This window comes from Yinghuangia sp. YIM S10712 (genome assembly GCF_051388935.1).
In the GTDB taxonomy this organism is placed as follows: Bacteria; Actinomycetota; Actinomycetes; order Streptomycetales; family Streptomycetaceae; genus Yinghuangia.
Map to the genome: position 1 here is coordinate 180,890 of NZ_JBPKBI010000004.1, position 17,121 is coordinate 198,010.

At 71.8% G+C, this 17,121-nt stretch carries 13 protein-coding genes; 5 read left to right on the top strand and 8 right to left on the bottom strand.

Features of this window, described 5'->3' with window-relative positions; genetic code table 11:
- Positions 1-13 precede the first annotated feature (13 nt).
- The 5 genes from ACRX5W_RS12760 to infC form a co-directional block, all read right to left on the bottom strand.
- Positions 14-1,180 carry an ATP-binding protein gene (locus ACRX5W_RS12760; protein WP_436788181.1) on the bottom strand — a complete coding sequence of 389 codons (1,167 nt, stop codon included), beginning with the start codon at positions 1,178-1,180 and terminating at the stop codon, positions 14-16.
- Between the two features lie 307 nt (positions 1,181-1,487).
- Complete coding sequence (locus ACRX5W_RS12765; RefSeq protein WP_436788182.1) at positions 1,488-2,333, bottom strand: TrmH family RNA methyltransferase; 846 nt, start codon at positions 2,331-2,333, stop codon at positions 1,488-1,490.
- Between the two features lie 199 nt (positions 2,334-2,532).
- Positions 2,533-2,919 carry a 50S ribosomal protein L20 gene (gene rplT, locus ACRX5W_RS12770; RefSeq protein WP_436788183.1) on the bottom strand — a complete coding sequence of 129 codons (387 nt, stop codon included), beginning with the start codon at positions 2,917-2,919 and terminating at the stop codon, positions 2,533-2,535.
- Between the two features lie 117 nt (positions 2,920-3,036).
- Entirely contained in the window at positions 3,037-3,231 is a 195-nt protein-coding gene (rpmI, locus tag ACRX5W_RS12775; protein ID WP_231774871.1) for a 50S ribosomal protein L35, read from the bottom strand.
- Positions 3,232-3,329: 98 nt separating this feature from the next.
- Positions 3,330-4,025, bottom strand: a complete 696-nt coding sequence (gene infC, locus ACRX5W_RS12780) for a translation initiation factor IF-3 (RefSeq protein WP_436788184.1) — start codon at positions 4,023-4,025, stop codon at positions 3,330-3,332.
- A 477-nt stretch (positions 4,026-4,502) separates the two neighbouring features.
- Between infC and ACRX5W_RS12785 the strand changes: the two genes are divergently transcribed.
- Positions 4,503-4,820 (top strand): DUF1844 domain-containing protein, encoded by a 318-nt coding sequence (locus tag ACRX5W_RS12785; RefSeq protein WP_436788334.1) that lies wholly within the window; start codon positions 4,503-4,505, stop codon positions 4,818-4,820.
- 641 nt (positions 4,821-5,461) lie between these two features.
- Positions 5,462-6,187, top strand: a complete 726-nt coding sequence (locus tag ACRX5W_RS12790; protein ID WP_436788185.1) for an SseB family protein — start codon at positions 5,462-5,464, stop codon at positions 6,185-6,187.
- A gap of 343 nt (positions 6,188-6,530) precedes the next feature.
- Here the strand turns inward: ACRX5W_RS12790 and ACRX5W_RS12795 are convergent, their stop codons facing one another.
- Positions 6,531-8,066 (bottom strand): carboxyl transferase domain-containing protein, encoded by a 1,536-nt coding sequence (locus ACRX5W_RS12795; RefSeq protein WP_436788186.1) that lies wholly within the window; start codon positions 8,064-8,066, stop codon positions 6,531-6,533.
- 498 nt (positions 8,067-8,564) lie between these two features.
- Here ACRX5W_RS12795 and ACRX5W_RS12800 point away from each other — a divergent pair, with 498 nt between their 5' ends.
- The 3 genes from ACRX5W_RS12800 to ACRX5W_RS12810 all read left to right on the top strand — a co-directional run bounded on the left by ACRX5W_RS12800 (position 8,565) and on the right by ACRX5W_RS12810 (position 12,695).
- Positions 8,565-8,939 carry an STAS domain-containing protein gene (locus tag ACRX5W_RS12800; RefSeq protein ID WP_436788187.1) on the top strand — a complete coding sequence of 125 codons (375 nt, stop codon included), beginning with the start codon at positions 8,565-8,567 and terminating at the stop codon, positions 8,937-8,939.
- A gap of 267 nt (positions 8,940-9,206) precedes the next feature.
- A complete protein-coding gene (locus tag ACRX5W_RS12805; protein ID WP_436788335.1) occupies positions 9,207-10,124 on the top strand; it encodes a 5'-3' exonuclease in 918 nt (305 codons plus the stop codon).
- 660 nt (positions 10,125-10,784) lie between these two features.
- The gene (locus tag ACRX5W_RS12810; RefSeq protein WP_436788188.1) at positions 10,785-12,695 is read left to right on the top strand and encodes a sigma-70 family RNA polymerase sigma factor; all 1,911 of its coding nucleotides are present in this window, start codon (positions 10,785-10,787) and stop codon (positions 12,693-12,695) included.
- Positions 12,696-13,150: 455 nt separating this feature from the next.
- Here the strand turns inward: ACRX5W_RS12810 and ACRX5W_RS12815 are convergent, their stop codons facing one another.
- On the bottom strand, positions 13,151-15,916 hold the full coding sequence (locus ACRX5W_RS12815) for a DEAD/DEAH box helicase (protein WP_436788189.1): 2,766 nt from the start codon (positions 15,914-15,916) through the stop codon (positions 13,151-13,153).
- Between the two features lie 209 nt (positions 15,917-16,125).
- A complete protein-coding gene (tatC, locus tag ACRX5W_RS12820) occupies positions 16,126-17,082 on the bottom strand; it encodes a twin-arginine translocase subunit TatC (RefSeq protein WP_436788190.1) in 957 nt (318 codons plus the stop codon).
- Positions 17,083-17,121 lie beyond the last annotated feature (39 nt).

Here is a 17,121-nt window from a genome sequence, read left to right on the forward strand (position 1 = left end):
TGCGACCCTGTGCTCAGGTCAGTGCGTCCGGCATCCCCGCGGGCAGGCGAAATCGGAACATCGCCCCGCCGCCTTCGGCGCGGCCGGCGTCGATCGTGCCGCCGTGGGCCTCGACCAGGCCTTTGACGATGTAGAGCCCGAGCCCGGTGCCGCCGCGCCTGCGATTGCCGCGCCAAAAGCGCGTGAAGACACGGTTCAGCAACTCGTCCGGGATTCCCGGGCCTTCGTCGCTCACCGTGATCTCCATCGCCTCGTCGCCGTCCGCATTGCCGCCCGCGGCGTCGTCGGACAGGCCGCGGGTGTGGATCTCGTCCCCGGAGCGCCTCCGCCGGGGCGCCTCAAGACGCGTCCGGGACACCTTGATGGTGACGGCTCCGGCACCGTGGCGCACGGCGTTTTCCAGGAGGTTGCCGAGAATCTGGTCGAGTTTGTCGCGGTCCATCCAGATCGGCGGCAGCGGTTGCTCGGTCAACACCCGGAACCTGTCCGCGGGTTGCCCGGCCGCGGTCTGCGCGCGCACGTGCCGGTCGACGGCCTCGGCGAGGTCGACGATCTCGCGGTGCAGTTGCAGGCGGCCGGAGTCGATGCGGGAGATGTCGAGGAGTTCGGTGATCAGCCGGGTGACCCGGTCGGCGTCGGCGTCGACGGTCTCCAGCATGAGGCGCTTCTGCTCGTCGGTGAACCGCTCCCACTTGCGCAGCAGGGTCGCGGTGAAGCCCTTGACGCTGGTGAGCGGGGAGCGCAGTTCGTGGGCGACGGTGGCGATGAGCTCCGCGTGGTTGCGCTCGTCGCGCCGCCGCGCGGCGGTGCAGCGCAGGGCCACGACCACATGGGTGACCGGCGAATTCGCGCCGGACCGGCGGATGTACGAGGCGGTCACCAGGACCTCGCGTCCGTTGAGGACGAGATTGCGCTCCGGCTGGCGGGTCCGGGTGCCCAGGCCGCCGTAGGGATCCGTGCACACCCACCAGCGCCGGCCTTCGATGTCCTCCAGGGGGAGGGCGTCCGAGAGGTGTTTGCCGAGCGCGTCCTCCGCCTTGATCCCGGTGATGCGCACCGCGGCGGCGTTGAAAGAGCACACCGCGCCGGTGGCGTCGGCAATGACCAGGCCGTCCGGCAGCGCGTCCGCGCCGAGCCCGCACAGCCCGTCCGGTGCGAACAATTCCGCGTCCACGTCCATCGGCCCCCTCCCGACCTCGCACGGCCGAGGGATTGCACCATTCCGTGGCCCCCTGCGGAACGGCACACCCCTATGAAGCAGATGCTCCGGGCCGGTCACACTACTCCAACTGCCCGCACTACTCGACGGTCACGCGAGCAGATCCCCTGGCGCGATGGTGGCGAAAACCGGCGCACGCCCCGCGCGCGACGGCGCTCGGCGAACCCCCCGAGGCCCGTATGCGCCCCCACGCCCCGAAGCGACACCGAAACGTTCCGGCACGCGCCCCTGTCGTGCGCGGCCGAGGCTCCCCACCGATGCACCGGCCTCAATCTCCCCGCTTCACCCGGCATCCCGAACTTCCGCGCTGGGCCCGCGCGGACGCATATAGACACACGGCAGCCGCCGTCGCCAGGTTCAAGCTCTCGGCACGCCCGTGGATCGGCACGCGCACGACGGCGTCGGCGAGTGCGCGGGTTTCCTCCGGCAGCCCCCAGGCCTCGTTGCCGAACACCCACGCGGTCGGGCCGTCGAGGCCGCCGGCGTCGAGTTCCTCGTCGAGGTCGGCCGCGCCGGTGCCGTCGGCCGCGAGGATCCGCAGCCCGGCCGCGCGCAGATGCGCGACCGTCTCCTCGACTCCCGCGCCCACGACGACGGGAAGGTGGAACAGGCTGCCGACCGACGCGCGCACGGTCTTGGGGTTGTAGAGGTCGACCGACGCGTCCGTGAGCACGACGGCCTCCGCCCCGGCGGCGTCGGCGGCGCGCAGCACGGTTCCGGCGTTGCCCGGGTCGCGCACGTGCGCGAGCACCGCGACCAGGTCCGGCGCGGAAGACTCGGTCAACGCACCGAGTGGGACATCCACGAACCGGCACAGCGCGACCATCCCCTGCGGGGTGACGGTCTGGCTCATCGCCGCGACGACCTCCGCGGCGGCGCGCAGTACGGGGACGTCGGCGCCCCGGGCCGCGTCGACGATGTCGGGGTAGCGCTCGGCGGCCTCGGCGGTCGCGTACACCTCGATCGCTGTGCCGGTCAGCGCGACGGCCTCGCGCACGGCTTGGGGGCCTTCGGCGAGGAATCTGCGCTCGCCCGCCCGGAACGTGCGCTTGGCGAGCCGCCGGGCCGCCGTCACGCGGGGTGAGCGCGTCGAGGTCAGCTCGGGGCTCGCCATGGATGCAACCGTTCGTCGTGACTCGGCGGAGGTCGGAGTCCGGCCCGGAACGGACCGGTGGGCCTCCGCTTACGGCGTCACGGACCGGAGACCGTGGCGACGGGAACGGAGGCCCACCGATTCACCCGAAGACCAGGTGGTGCCGCAGTGGAGAAGGTGCGCCGAGTCTCACGGCGCGGCCTTCCGGTCACCGCGAAGTTCAGGCGGCTTCCTTCGGCGCGTTCACGTCGGCCGGGAGCGCCTTCTGCGCGACCTCGACCAGCGCGGCGAAGGCCGTCGGGTCGTTGACCGCGAGCTCGGCCAGCATCTTGCGGTCGACCTCGACGTTGGCGGCCTTGAGCCCCTGGATGAAGCGGTTGTACGTGATGCCGTTCAGCCGGGCAGCGGCGTTGATGCGCTGGATCCAGAGCTGGCGGAAGTCGCCCTTGCGCTTCTTGCGGTCGTTGTAGTTGTAGACCAGGGAGTGGGTGACCTGCTCCTTGGCCTTGCGGTACAGGCGGGACCGCTGACCGCGGTAACCGCTCGCGCGCTCGAGGATGACGCGGCGCTTCTTCTGGGCGTTGACCGACCGCTTGACGCGTGCCACTTGATGAACTCCTTGGCTTCAGACCGGGGCGTGGTGACCCCGACCCGGGGTACGACTGGGACCGGCGCCCGCCGCCTCCGCGCGGCCGTCAGGCTCGCGGGGGCAGGCGCACATGGCTCACTTGCCGAGCAGCTTCTTGATCTTCTTGGCGTCGGCCGGGGAGGCCTCAACCGTGCCCGCGAGGCGACGGGTCAGCGTCGAGGGCTTGTGCTCAAGCAGGTGGCGGCGACCGGCGCGCTGGCGGACCACCTTGCCGGAGCCGGTGATCTTGAAGCGCTTGCTGGCACCACTGTGCGTCTTGTTCTTCGGCATGTCGCCGCTGTCTCCTCGTCGTGCCGTGCCTGCCCGGCGTCGCACGCCAGGCAGGCACAGATGTGTGTGGAACTACTGCTCGCGGAACGAGCGCGGGGTCAGCGCTCCTCCGCGGCGGGCGCAGGGGCCGCAGCGGTCCTCTCGGCTTCGGGCTCGTCGCCGCGACGCGCACCCTTGCGGGCGGCCTGGGCCTCGCGCGCCTCGGCCATCGCCTCGGTCTTCTTCTTGTGCGGACCGAGGACCATGATCATGTTGCGGCCGTCCTGCTTGGGGCTCGACTCCACGAAGCCGAGCTCCTGGACGTCCTCGGACAGGCGCTTCAACAGGCGGAATCCCAGCTCGGGGCGGGACTGCTCGCGACCACGGAACATGATCGTGATCTTGACCTTGTCGCCCTGCTTCAGGAACCGCTCGACGTGACCCTTCTTGGTCTCGTAGTCGTGCGGATCGATCTTCGGCCGGAGCTTCATCTCCTTGATGACCGTGTGCGCCTGGTTCTTGCGCGCTTCACGTGCCTTCATGGCGGATTCGTACTTGAACTTGCCGTAGTCCATGAGCTTGCACACAGGCGGCCTGGCGTTGGCCGCGACCTCGACCAGGTCGAGGTCGTATTCCTGAGCCAGCTCCAGGGCCTTGGCAAGCGGAACGATCCCGACCTGCTCGCCGCTGGGACCGACAAGTCGCACCTCGGGGACGCGAATCCGGTCGTTGATGCGGGGCTCGGCGCTGATGGGGCCTCCTCGATTCCTGAAGTGGTCGGCGGTTCCGTCCCGCGGCCACGTGCTTCTCGCCATCGACCGACGCGGTTCCTGCCGCATAACCGGACCGTTACGGCCCGACAATGCGAAAAGCCCCGCATGGGACGCATGCGAGGCTCCATAACACCGGCGGACGGCGCGTTTCTTCCCGGACGGGAAGCGCGCCACGGACAACCGAAGGCCATCCGCGCCGGACCGGGACCCGTCGACCGTGAGGCCGATCAGGTGGGAGACGGAGCCTCCGCTTGCGTTGCGGACACATCAGTGACCGCTCGGTCGACACACCACATTACCACCCGGCAGGTTCGACCGGACACCGGGCGGTGTGCTGCGGCCGACCACTGTAGGCGACCGCCCGTTCCGCATCGCACGCGCCCCAGGGGCCGACACCCGGGCCGTGTCGGGCGCGCCGCGGCCATGCCGGAGACTTGACGCATGACCGACAGCGCACAGCCCGACGACCGCACCGCCCCGGCCGAGGACGCCTCCGACGCGTTCTTGGACGTCGACACGATGACCCGCGACCTCGCCGACGTCTCCGCGATGGAGGTGATCACCACGCTCGCCGTGCACTTGATGAGCGCGTCCGCGGTGAAGCTGGGCCTGGCGGAGGACGGCGAGCAGCACAAGGACCTCGACGAGGCCCGCAAACTGATCACCGCCCTGGCCGGGCTGGTGACCGCCGGAGCGCCCGAGCTCGGCTCCCAACACGCCGGCCCGCTCCGTGACGGCCTCCGGTCACTGCAACTGGCCTTCCGCGAGGCGTCGCTGTTCCCCGACGAGCCGGGCAAGGGCCCCGGCGAAAAGTTCACCGGTCCGGTGTACGGCTGACGCGTGTCGGGCCGCCGTTGAGGCGCTCGCGCACATCCGCGGCGGCGGTACTGCAACCAGCTCGAAGGGCCGAGCCGTTTCTCGGCCGATGCGCGGCGCCTTGTGACGGTGGTCTCGAAAGCGCCCGGAACGTGACTTGACGGCGGTCGCGCGTGCGCATCGCGCGCGGCACGACCCGTCAGGCGGACACGGCGCCCCGGACCGCCGGTCTCACAGCGACGTGACTCGACTCCGTCGCGGATGCGCATCGCGCACACGACCCATCCGGCGAGCCCGGCGCCCAGGGCCGCCGGTCTCACAGCCGGCCGGTCGCACACGCGCCCACGAACGGTCTGCACTCGCCGGGGTCGTGCCGACCCCGGCCCGGTGCGGCGTTCGGGGAGGTCCCGAGGCGCACGGTTCGGGTGCGTGGTGCCCGGCTTACCACGTGCGTGAGGGCGTCGGGCGTGTCGATGTCGCGCAGTTCCGGCAGGGTACGGATGCGCAGGTCCGCGGCTGCCGGCCGTGCGTACTGGACGGCTCCGGTGTGCGGGCCGGTGTCGACGCCGGCCGTGGCCGCGGCCGAGCGCGGAGGGTCGCGACGGCGTCGCGCGGCCGCGACCCCGGGACAGCCGTTCCGGCCGCGGCACTAGGGTCGACTCGTGGACTTCTCCGGCAAGAGCATCCCCGACCCCGGCTTCTCCGGTGACGACGGCAGCGCCGACGCCGCTCTCACCGCCGCACTCGCCTCCGGCGCGGCACCCGGGGAGGTCCTTGCCGCGTTGGCGCCCGCGCGGCTGCTGGTGCCGGTGGTCGCGATCCTGGGCGAGTTGGAGGACACCGCGCCCGGCGAACTGCAACGCGAGAAGTCCAGTGACATGGCCGTCCCGACCATCGCCGGTCCCGGCGGGCGCAAGGCCCTGCCCGCCTTCACCTCGACCGACGCCCTCGCGCGCTGGCGTCCCGACGCGCGTCCGGTGCCGGTCGACGCGCGGCGCGCCGCTCTCGCGACGTATTCCGAGGGCGCCGACACGCTTCTGCTCGACCTCGCCGGGCCGGTCACGTACGAGGTCACCGGCCCTGTGCTGCGCGCTCTCGCGGAAGGCCGGGAGCTTGTCGCCCCGTACGCCGACCCGCAGGTGCGCGGTGCCGTGCGTGCCGTCGTCGCGGACGAGCCGCTGGTGACCGCCGCGTACCTGGACGAAGGCACCGACACCGACCTACGGCTCACCTTGGCCGCGGACGCCCCGCAGGCCGACATCGTCGCCGCGGCTCGGCGTATCGCCGCACGGCTCGCCGACGCGGACATCCTGAAGGGCCGCCTCGGCCGCGGTCTCGACCTCGCCCTGCTGCCCCCGGGGACGCCGCCGCCCGGCGAGCCGCTGTAGGGCAAGCCGTGCGAGCCGCCCGCGGCGCAACCGGAGATGCCGCACGGGCGTGACCACGCAGACTCGTGCGGCATTCCGTCCGGGAACGGCCGCCGGGCGGACGACCGCCGCGATCAGTGTCATCGGCCGCTCCGCGGCTCGGGTCGGGCACCAAGCCCGAGCGTGACTGACGTCAAGGACGGCGGCGGTCGTGCTCGGGGAATCCGTGCGCTGTCACTCGTTCGGGCGATGGCGGCGCATGGACGTCGTGATCGGCGTACTCCGGGCGCGCCTGCGCCTGTCGGGTTCCGGCTCGGCGTGCTCGTTGCGAACTTACGCTCCCGCCGCGGGACTTCCGACGTCGTCAGGTCGGCAGGCCCAGGCTGCGGTAGCGGGCGAGTCGCTTACGGACGCGGTCTCCCGGGTCGATCGCACGCAGGGCACGAATCTCGTGTTCGAGCGTGGCCGCGACGCGTTGCACGAAGGCTTCGGGTTCGGCTGCGGCGTCCGGAAGTTCGGGGATGATCCGGTCGACGATTCCGTCCGCCCGCAGGTCGGTGGCCCGGATCCCCTGCCGTTCGGCGATCTCGCCTGCCCTGTCGGTGGTGCGGAAAAGAATCGCCGAGGCGCCTTCCGGCGGCAGCGGAGAAAGCCAGCCGTGCCGGGCGCACAGGACGCGGTCGGCCGGCAGCAGCGCGAGAGCCCCGCCGCCGGCGCCCTCGCCGAGCAGGAGGCAGACCGTGGGCGCGGGCAGGACGACGAGTTCCGCGAGGCACCGGGCGATCTCCCCGGCCAGGCCGCCTTCCTCGGCCTCGCGCGAGAGTGCCGCGCCCGCGGTGTCGACGACGGTGACAAGCGGCAGGCCGAGCTCGGCGGCGAGCCGCATGCCGCGCCGGGCCTGGCGGAGTCCCGCGGGACCGAAGGGGCCGTACTCGCTCTGACGGGTGCGGTCGTGGCCGAGCACGACGCATGGTGCGCCGGGCGAACCGGGTGCGCCGAATCTGGCGAGGGCGAGGCGGAGCGACGGTTCGCTCTCCCCTTCGCCGGTGCCGCGCAAGGGCGTGACGTCGCGTGCGCCGGAGCGCAGGAGCGTACGCAGCCCGGGGCGCGCGGGGTCGCGCGAGCGGCGCACGCTCTCCCACGCCGGAGTGTCGGAAACCTCGGCTTCTTCGGCGGTGTCTTCGGCGGGGGCCGGATCGCCGTCGCCGTGTTCGTCGTGTCCGCCGAGCACGTCGAACACCCGGATCGCCACGTCGCGAAGCTGTTCCGGCGGCACGACGGCGTCGATGAGCCCGTGCTCGTAGAGGTTTTCGGCGATCTGCACGCCGGGCGGAAACGGTTCTCCGTTGAGCGCCTGGAACACCCGCGGACCGAGGAAGCCGATGAGCGCGCCTGGCTGGGCGGCGGTGACGTGGCCGAGCGATCCCCACGAGGCGAACACGCCCCCGGTGGTCGGGTGCCGCAGGTAGACGAGGTAGGGCAGTCCGGCCGTACGGTGTGCGGCCACCGCCGCCGAGATCTTCACCATCTGGAGGAAGGCGACGGTCCCCTCCTGCATGCGCGTGCCGCCGGAGGTCGGGGAGGCGACCAGCGGCAGGCGCTCGGCGGTGGCGCGTTCGATCGCGCGGACCAGCCGCTCCGCCGCCGCGACGCCGATCGACCCGGCCAGGAAGGTGAACTCGCATGCGACGACGGCGACTCGGCGCCCGTGGATCCGGCCTTCCCCGGTCACCAGCGCCTCGTCGAGGCCGGTGCGTTCGCGTGCGGCGCGCAACTCCTCGGCGTAGTCCGGGTCGACGGCGTCCGGCCCCGGCAGCGATTCGGGCAGCGGTTCGGGCCACGCGGTGAAGCTGCCGGCGTCGAGGACGCGGGCGATCAGGTCGAGCGCTCGCACATGCATACGTCCGCCTTCCGGGCCTGGTACGGATCATCGGAACATTCCCCGGTCAAGGACGCGGCAAGGCTGTGCTGTGCGCGGTACCACGGATGCGCGTACGCACGGGCCACCGTTTGCCGACATGGCACCGGGGTGGTACCGGGCAGGCCGGTCGCCAAAGTGCGCGCCCCCGCGCCGGGGCGTGCGGGGTGCTCGGGGCGCGCAAGTTGCCGCACACCGGGCGGCAATCGCATCGAGGCGCGATCGGCCTCGCCGCGTGGCGGACGGTGTGCAGCGCGTGACATTGTTTGCCTGATCACCCGTCAGGGAGGCGTTTATGCCGGGAAATTCATCGACCAATCGAGGAAGAAAAGCCGCAAAATCCAGCGAGCTACCCCTGATCGCCCGCTCCCGGCCAAGATGCGCGCGACAAAGGGTGTCCTCAGGGTCCCGCGATGCCTCAGAATGCACTCGGCGCCGTGAGGTTCCCAATCCCGTCCCGACCAAGGAAAGGTCGAGGCCATGGTCGCGCGGCTTGGCATGCTCGGTCAGGAACACCCCGTCACGGGGGTGACGATCTGGCGCGGGTGCGCGGTCGTGCACCTTCACGGCGAACTCGATTTGCACAACGCCCCGTTGCTCCACCGCACGCTGATCGACCTGGTCGACGGCGGGTGCCGCCGCGTGGTGGTCGACGCGACGGCGCTCACCTTCTGCGACTCGGTGGGGCTGGGCGTCCTCATCGACGCATTCAAGGCGATGCACGCATGCGGCGGCGGCCTGCGCCTGGCCGCTCCCGACCGGCACGTGCGTGCCACGTTGCGCATGACGGGCCTCATCGACATCCTCGGCGTCCGCGACACATTGCAGGAAGTCCTGGACGAGTTCTCGACCTGAGCGTCGGAGCCCGTACCGCCGCACCCCGGTTCGGGCCGCAGCCTCGCCTGGTTCCGTCGTCGTGCCGTCTCGCCCGGCGGCAGCCAAAACGCCTCGCCCGCGATCGTCGGCCCCGTGAGAATCAGGCATGATCACCGACCACTGGCCGTTGTTCGGCCTCCGCATCACGACGCCGAGAGATGTTCGGGTCCGCAGTGGGAGAGGGCGCCTGAGCACACGGCGATGACAGTCCCGTAGGGCACGATAGGGCGCGTGCCTGGACAACTGATGCTGCTCGACACCGCGTCCCTCTACTTCCGTGCGTATTTCGGCGTGCCCGAGTCGGTGAAGGCGCCCGACGGCACCCCGGTCAACGCGGTGCGCGGCCTCCTCGACTTCATCGCACGGCTGGTGGCCGACCATCGGCCCGACTCGCTGGTGGCGTGCTGGGACGACGACTGGCGTCCGCAGTTCCGGGTGGACGCGATCCCGTCCTACAAAGCCCACCGCGTCGCGGAGTTCGTCTCGGGCGACACCCCGGACGAGGAGGAGGTTCCGGACACACTGGCACCGCAGGTTCCGGTGATCGCGGAGGTGTTGGAGGCGTTCGGGATCGCCCGGGTGGGCTCCCCCGGTTTCGAGGCTGACGACGTGATCGGCACGCTGACGACGGCGGCGACCACACCTGTCGACATCGTCACCGGCGACCGTGACCTGTTCCAACTGGTCGACGACGAGCGCGGCGTGCGCGTGCTTTACCCGGTCAAGGGCGTCGGCGTGGTCGACACGATCGACGAGGCCGCGGTGCTGGCGCGGTACGGCGTGCCGGCCGCCTCGTACGCGGACTTCGCCACGCTGCGCGGCGACACGAGCGACGGCCTGCCGGGTGTGAAGGGCATCGGCGAGAAGACCGCCGCACAGCTCATCGGCGAGTTCGGGGACCTGGCCGGGGTGCGCCGCGCCGCCGAGGATCCCACGTCGTCGCTGACACCGTCGCGGCGGCGCAATATCCTCGCCGCCGCCGATTACCTCGACGTGGCGCCGGGTGTCGTGAACGTGGTCCGCAATGTGGCTGTTCCGGACGGTCTGTCCGGCGCACTCCCCCGCGCGCCCCGGGAGCCCGGCCGACTGGCCGCGCTGACCGAGCGTTGGGGCCTGGGCGGGTCGGTGCAGCGCCTGTCCGCAGTGCTCGCGGGCAACGACTGACAGATCTCGGGACGGCAAAGCCTCGACCCGAACGGGTCACCCGGACGTGCGCCCGGCGCGTATCAGGCGTGTGACGCAGGTCACATTCCAAGGCGCAGATTGTCGCGTCACTTCCACGGCACACCCTGGTCTCCCCAGGCATGCATACCGAGTGTGACCCCACCGCCCCGAAACGACCGGGCCGTCCTCTCCGGCTCCACACCCGCACCGCCCCCGCGCGCAGCGGACGACCGGGAACGCCCGGCGGCTCCCCCGCCCTGCCGTGCCCGCAGGTACACCCCGCTCCGCAGTCGGCCTCCCGCCAGGGGAGCTGAGCGTGTACGGCGTCAACCCCCGGCCCGGTCCCACGTGCTCCACGATCCGCCCTCCGGCGCTCCACGCGCCCCGCACCCTGTCCGCTCACCGTCCCGACCACGCGCCCCGCGGCATGCGCTCCGGCTCCGGACCGCGCTTCGGGCGGCAGTTCACGACGCTGAGTCACCGCTGCCGGTCCTCCACCCAAACAAGCACACGGCGGGGAACCACGCGCCTCGCAGGCGCTTCCCACGCCGGAGCGCACCACCTTGACGGCGTACGCCTGTTGGCGAACTGGACAGACGCCGCGGCTCTCGCCACCATGCTGAGCACAGAGGCGACGACCACCGCTCAAGGGAGTCATGGGTGCCACCCGAGGACGACCCGTCGGCCTCCGGTCCGGACGGGCAGCCGCCGGACCAGCCCGCCGAACCCCCACGCGGCTCGGCAGGGAACGAGGACGCGGCCTGGATCCCCGGGCAGGAACGAACCGACGAGCCGGCGCAGGGCGCCGTCCTGCCCGGGCAGCGCACCGCGTACCACCGCCGCAGCCCCTTCCCCGCTCCCCGCGCGGACGATCCGCCCGCAACCGAGTCGGCCGCAACCGAGCAGGCCGCCGAGCCGGCCGCCGACGACCCGCGCGCGGACCAGCCGCCCGGAACCCAGGCGCCCGGTGCCGGGGCGCCCGACGCCCCAGCGCCCAGTGCCGGGCCGGCCCCCCTCCGGCCGCACACGGACGCCGGTCCGGTGCCCGAGCACCAGCCGGCCGCCGGGCACGGCGACGGGCCGTCCGACGCCTATCTGGCCGACCGGGTGCGCGACGGCGACGAGGCCGCCTACGAAGTCCTGTACGCGCGCCACGTCGACGCGGTGCGCCGCCTCGCCCGCCTGTGCACCCGAACGCCCGAGAACGCCGAAGACCTCGTCGCCGAGACCTTCACCCGCACCCTGCGGGCGCTGCGATCCGGCCACGGTCCGCGCGAGGCCTGCCGCCCGTATCTCCTCACCACCGCGAGGCATCTGGCCGGGGACTGGACCCGCAACGACCGCCGGGTCCTGCTCACCGAGGATGTCGCGGCCTACGAACCGGGCCCCGGCGGCGAGCCGGAGGACCCCGCGGTGGCCGCGGCCGACCGGAGGATGGCCGCCCAGGCGTTCAAGGAGCTCCCGGAGCGCTGGCAGGCGGTGCTCTGGTACACCGAGGTCGAGCGCGAGCCCCGCGAACGCGTCGCGCCGCGGCTGGGCGTCAGCCCGAACGCGCTGTCCAAGCTCAAGGAACGCGCGCGCGACGGGCTCCGCGACGCCTACCTGAAGGTGTACGTCGAGAACGGGCTCGCGGACGAATGCCGCCCGTACGCCAAGCACTACGGCGCATATGTCCGGCAGCGGCTGGGCGACCGCGCCGAGGAAAACGTGCGGACCCATCTTGAGACGTGCGATCGGTGTCGGGCCGCGTGCCTGGAACTCGCCGGTGTCAGCACGCACATGCGTGTGGTCGCCGAGGGCCTGCTCGGTGCGGTGGCCCTGACGTACATCGGTGCGGCGAGCGCGGCGACTACCGTGGCCGGGGTGCTCACCGGCGGCGCTGCGGGCGCCGCCGGCACGGGCGCGGGTTCAGGCGGCACGGCGGCCCCGGGAGCCGGAGCGGGCGACGCGGCGGGCAGGGGCGGGACGACGGCCAAGGCGGCGCTGGTCGCGGGCGTGGTGGTCACCGCGCTCGCGGCCCTTGCCTGGGCGTTCGTCGCCCAGCAGTCCGGGGACGACGGGGGCCCGGCCGCGGCTCCGGCCCCGCCCGCCGCGGCCGCGCCCCCGGCGGCTCCCGCCCCGGTGCCGGAGCCACCGCCCCCTCCCGCCGCGCCGCCCGCCGAACCCCCGGCGGCCCCGGTGCCGCCCGCACCTCCGCCGCCGGCACCCGCGGCGCCACCGAAGCCGCCGCCGACGAGACCACAGCCGTCACCGCCCGCTCCGGCGGCGACCCCGCAACCATCCCGCCCGCGATCGCCCGCCCCTACCGCTTCGCCGACTCCGCGAGCGCCCAAACCGACGCCGCGGACCACGGTGATCGTCGAGCCGACGCGCATCGTCGTCGACAACGGCAGGGCCCGCGTGGAGTGTTCGGGCGGGCAGGCGGGCAACTCCGGCATGCCGCGCTGCGACCGGATCAAGATCACGCTGCCGAGCCGCGCAGGAAACCCCGCCCGGGCGTCCGACCCGATTCCCGACTGCCGGAAACCGGGCGACCGCCCTGTTCCGAGAGTGACGATCTGCCGGGGCTAGGGGTAGCTTCGAATCCCCGTCGGGGCCGCACGCCGGGCCCGGCGGCTCTCCCGAGCCGAACCCAGGCCGAACTGCGTGGTCTGTGCCTTGCGACGCGCGGCACGAAGGGGGCCGTCCAGGCCCGGTGCGACGCGGCCTGATCCGGCGGGGATTTGAAGAAACCCGTCTCGCGGGCGCCCGCGCGGTTGGTGCGTGGGTCACGAAAAGGGCGGGCCCGGGGCTCGTACTCGGCGCACTCGCCCACCGACCTGGCGGCCCTCCTTCGCCCGCAACACCGCGAGCGGGCAAGCCGCACCACGCCGGCTCGGGCCGGATCCACCGGACAGGCCCCTGGCCGCGTCGTCGATTCCCCGGCGCGGACCGCCAAGGCCCCAGCGAAACGGTGCGACAGGCCAGGGCCTTGAGACCCCGTCAGCTCCGGTACACGCCGAAGCGCATGGGCCGGAAAGCGCCTGTCACGCCAACGACGAGTAGGCGACCACACCGCGCCGCACCGCGTCAACCGCCTTGCGGGCCGTCGTGCGCACCTGCCCGCCCTCGGGCGCGGCGTCCGCGATCTGCCCCAGCACGTCCACGAGTTGCTTCATCCACCGGACGAAGTCGCCTGCCGGCATGTCCGATTCCCCGAGCACGGCGTCCAGCCGCTGCCCCGACGCCCAACTGTAGGCCGTCCAGGCGAAGCCCAGGTCGGGCTCGCGCAGGAAGTCCAGATGGTGGCGCTCCTCCAAGGCCTCAAGGTGCCCCCACAGCCGCACCATGTCGGCGAGCGCCGACTTCGCCGCTCCGCCCGGCAGTTTCGGGGCGAGGGCGTCGTCGGGCATGCGGGCCTCGAAGACCAACGCCGAGGCGCAAGCCGCGAGTTCGGCGGGGGTGAGGTGTTCCCACAGTCCTTCGCGGAGGCACTCGGCGGTCAGCAGGTCGAGTTCGGCATAAATACGGGCGAGCCTGCGTCCGTCATCGGTCACCGTGTCGCCGGCGAGGTATCCGAGATCGGTCAGCATCGCGCAGACCCGGTCGAAGGTCCGCGCGATGGTGTGCGTACGGCCCTTCATACGCCGCTCAAGCTGCTCGGTGTCGCGTTGCAGCCGGTAATAGCGCTCGGCCCACCGTGCATGGTCCTCACGGTCGTCGCAACCGTGGCACGGGTGCTGCCGGATCTGAGCGCGCAGCCGCGCGATCTCGGGGTCGTCGGCGGCCGGCGATCGACCGCGCCGGGGCCGGGACGGCTCGATGTGCCCGGCCTTCGTACGCAACGCGGACGCGAGGTCGCGCCGCGACTGCGCGCTGCGGGCGTTGAACGAGCGCGGGATCCGCATCCGCTCGACCGCCCCCACCGGAGTCGGGAAATCGATCGAGGCGAGGCGCCGGGCCTGCCGGTCGGCGGTCAGCACGAACGGGCGCGGCCCGTCGTGGCCTTCGTCGAGTCCGGGGTCGAGGACGACGGCGAGCCCGGCGTACTTCCCGGTGGGCACGACGATGATGTCGCCGGGCTTGAGTTTCTCCAGCGAGGCCGCCGCGGCCGCCCTGCGCTGGGCGGCTCCCTCGCGGGCCATCCGCGTCTCCCGGTCCTTCAGGGCCCGGCGCAGCGCGCCGTACTCCTCGAAGTCGCCCAGGTGGCACGTCATCGCCTCGCGGTAGCCCTCCAGGCCCTCCTCGTTGCGGTGCACCTGCCGGGCGATGCCGACCACCGAGCGGTCGGCCTGGAACTGCGCGAACGACGTCTCCAGCAGCTCGCGTGAGCGGTGCCGGCCGACCTGGCCGACGAGGTTGACGGCCATGTTGTACGACGGCTTGAACGACGACCGCAGCGGGTAGGTCCGCGTGCCCGCCAGCCCGGCCAGATGCTTGGGGTCGAAGCCCTGGTGCCACAGCACGACCGCATGGCCCTCGACGTCGATGCCGCGCCGCCCGGCGCGACCGGTGAGCTGGGTGTACTCCCCCGCGGTGAGGTCGGCGTGGGTCTCGCCGTTCCACTTGACGAGCTTCTCCAGCACGACCGAGCGGGCCGGCATGTTGATGCCGAGCGCCAGTGTCTCCGTCGCGAACACGGCTTTGACCAGGCCGCGCACGAACAGCTCCTCGACGACCTCCTTGAAGGTCGGCAGCATGCCCGCGTGGTGGGCCGCGATGCCGCGCTGCAAGGCCTCCAGCCACTCGAAGTAGCCGAGTACGCGCAGGTCTTCGTCCGGGATGTGCCCGGTACGGGTCTCCACGAGCGATCTGACCTGGGCGCGCTCGGCGTTGGTGTTCAGGCGCAGCCCGGCGTGCAGGCACTGCTGTACGGCTGCCGCGCATCCGGCGCGGCTGAAGATGAACGTGATCGCGGGCAGCAGGCCCTGCGAGTCGAGTTTCTCGATGACGTCGACGCGGCTGGGGGTCCACACCCGCCGGGCACGCGTGTTTTCGTCGCGCCCGCGTGACTTGCGGTAGCGGTCGTACGCTCGCCCGCTGCGCTCGTTGGTCTCCCGGGCCAGGCGGACCAGGTCGGGGTTGACCTCGTGGTGGTTCTCGTCGGTGAACAGGTCGTACACGCGGTTCCCGGCCATGACGTGCTGCCACAGCGGGACCGGCCGGTGCTCGGAGACGACGACCTCGGTGTCCCCGCGGACGGTGCCGAGCCAGTCGCCGAACTCCTCGGCATTGGAGACGGTCGCGGAGAGTGACACGAGCGTGACCGACGGCGGGAGGTGGATGATCACTTCCTCCCAGACCGCGCCGCGGAAGCGGTCCGAGAGGTAGTGGACCTCGTCCATGACGACGTAGCCGAGGCCTTCGAGGGTGTACGACGACGCGTAGAGCATGTTGCGCAGCACCTCGGTCGTCATCACGACGATCGGTGCGTCCCCGTTGACCGAGTTGTCGCCGGTCAGCAGCCCGACCTTGTCCGGGCCGTAGCGTTTGACCAGGTCGGTGTACTTCTGGTTGGACAGCGCCTTGATCGGCGTGGTGTAGAAGCATTTGCGGCCCTGGTCGAGGGCGAGGTGTACGGCGAACTCCCCGACCACGGTCTTGCCGGAGCCGGTCGGCGCCGCGACGAGCACGCCGCGTCCGGCCTCCAGCGCGCGGCAGGCCTCTTCCTGGAACGGGTCGAGGCCGAACTCGTACTGGTCGCGGAAGGCGTACAGGCTCGTGCTCGCCTCGATCCGGCGGGCGCGGGCGGCGGCGAACCGCTCGGCGGGCGACAGCTCCGCAGAGTCGGGATCGCGGTCCGGTGTCGTCATTCGGACCACCCGCTCTTCGGTCGCGCGCTGCTTGGGGCTCGGGGATCGCGGCGGCTGCCGCGGCAAGGGTCGAGGTGCATCTCACCGTGCAGGTTACCGGGCGGCGTCGCCGGATGTGATCACGTTTTCCCGGTGCGCGGGGACTGCGGAAGCCCTGTCCGCAGTCCACTGGCGCATGCGCGACGACGGTTCCCGAAGCCTGCCCCGGCTCAGGTGATGTCGTCGGCGTGTATGGCGGACTCGTGCGCGTTGCCGTCGCGCGGCGACGGAGCGGTGGCGGCCGGCTGCTCGATCGGGGACGGCCCGAGGTCGAGGGACGAGGCCTCGTCGTCGTCCACGTCACCGCCGAGGGCGGCTCTGCGGCTGCGTCCGCGGCGCTTGTCGTTGATCCACGAGAACAGCACCGCGAACAGGTACAGGACCGTGATGGGCATCGCGAGCAGGCACATCGTCAGGGGGTCGGTGGTCGGCGTCGCCACCGCGCCGAAGACGAAGATGCCCATGACCACCCAGCGCCACCAGCTCACGAGCTGACGCGCCGTCACCAAACCGGCGACGTTCATGAGGATCAGGATCAACGGCAGTTCGCACGCGAGGCCGAAGACGATGACCATGCGCAGGACGAAGTCGAGGTATTCGTCGAGCTGGATCTGGTTGTTCGCGTCGCTGATCGTGAAGCCGAGCAGCGCGTCGAGGGCGTGCGGCAGGATCGTGTACGAGAACCAGGCTCCGGCGGCGAACAGCGGCGTACCCAGCGCGACGAACGAAATCGCGTACCGCTTCTCGTGTTTGTGCAGGCCGGGCGCCAGGAAGCCCCACAACTGGTAGAGCCAGATCGGCGCGGCCAGGACCAGGCCGGTGGTGAGCGACACCTTCAGCATGATCGAGAACGGGTTGAGCACGCCCTGCTGGACGAGCACACCCTCGCCGCATTCGCGGTTGTTGCCGACGCCGCTGACGTTGTCCAGGTCACAGACCGGGGCAACCAGGAACTCCGCGACGTCCTTGTAGTAGAACGCCGCCACCACGGTGATCAGCAAAATCGCCAGCAGCGATTTGACCAGCCTGTTGCGCAGTTCGCGCAGGTGGTCCATGAGGGGCATACGCCCCTCGTCGTTCTTGGGTGGGCGGGCAGGCTTGCGCCAGAGCCCTTTGCGTTCGCTCACCTTGGCGGGCCGACTCCGGGGGGCTGGTCGTCAGATGCA

Excerpts from the sequence above, each read along its gene's own strand:
- ACRX5W_RS12760 (WP_436788181.1), bottom strand. The coding sequence starts at position 1,180 with ATGGACGTGGACGCGGAATTGTTCGCACCGGACGGGCTGTGCGGGCTC.
- ACRX5W_RS12765 (WP_436788182.1), bottom strand. The coding sequence starts at position 2,333 with ATGGCGAGCCCCGAGCTGACCTCGACGCGCTCACCCCGCGTGACGGCG.
- rpmI (WP_231774871.1), bottom strand. The coding sequence starts at position 3,231 with ATGCCGAAGAACAAGACGCACAGTGGTGCCAGCAAGCGCTTCAAGATC.
- infC (WP_436788184.1), bottom strand. The coding sequence starts at position 4,025 with ATGGCGAGAAGCACGTGGCCGCGGGACGGAACCGCCGACCACTTCAGG.
- ACRX5W_RS12785 (WP_436788334.1), top strand. The coding sequence starts at position 4,503 with ATGACCCGCGACCTCGCCGACGTCTCCGCGATGGAGGTGATCACCACG.
- ACRX5W_RS12795 (WP_436788186.1), bottom strand. The coding sequence starts at position 8,066 with ATGCATGTGCGAGCGCTCGACCTGATCGCCCGCGTCCTCGACGCCGGC.
- ACRX5W_RS12800 (WP_436788187.1), top strand. The coding sequence starts at position 8,565 with ATGGTCGCGCGGCTTGGCATGCTCGGTCAGGAACACCCCGTCACGGGG.
- ACRX5W_RS12805 (WP_436788335.1), top strand. The coding sequence starts at position 9,207 with ATGCTGCTCGACACCGCGTCCCTCTACTTCCGTGCGTATTTCGGCGTG.
- ACRX5W_RS12815 (WP_436788189.1), bottom strand. The coding sequence starts at position 15,916 with ATGACGACACCGGACCGCGATCCCGACTCTGCGGAGCTGTCGCCCGCC.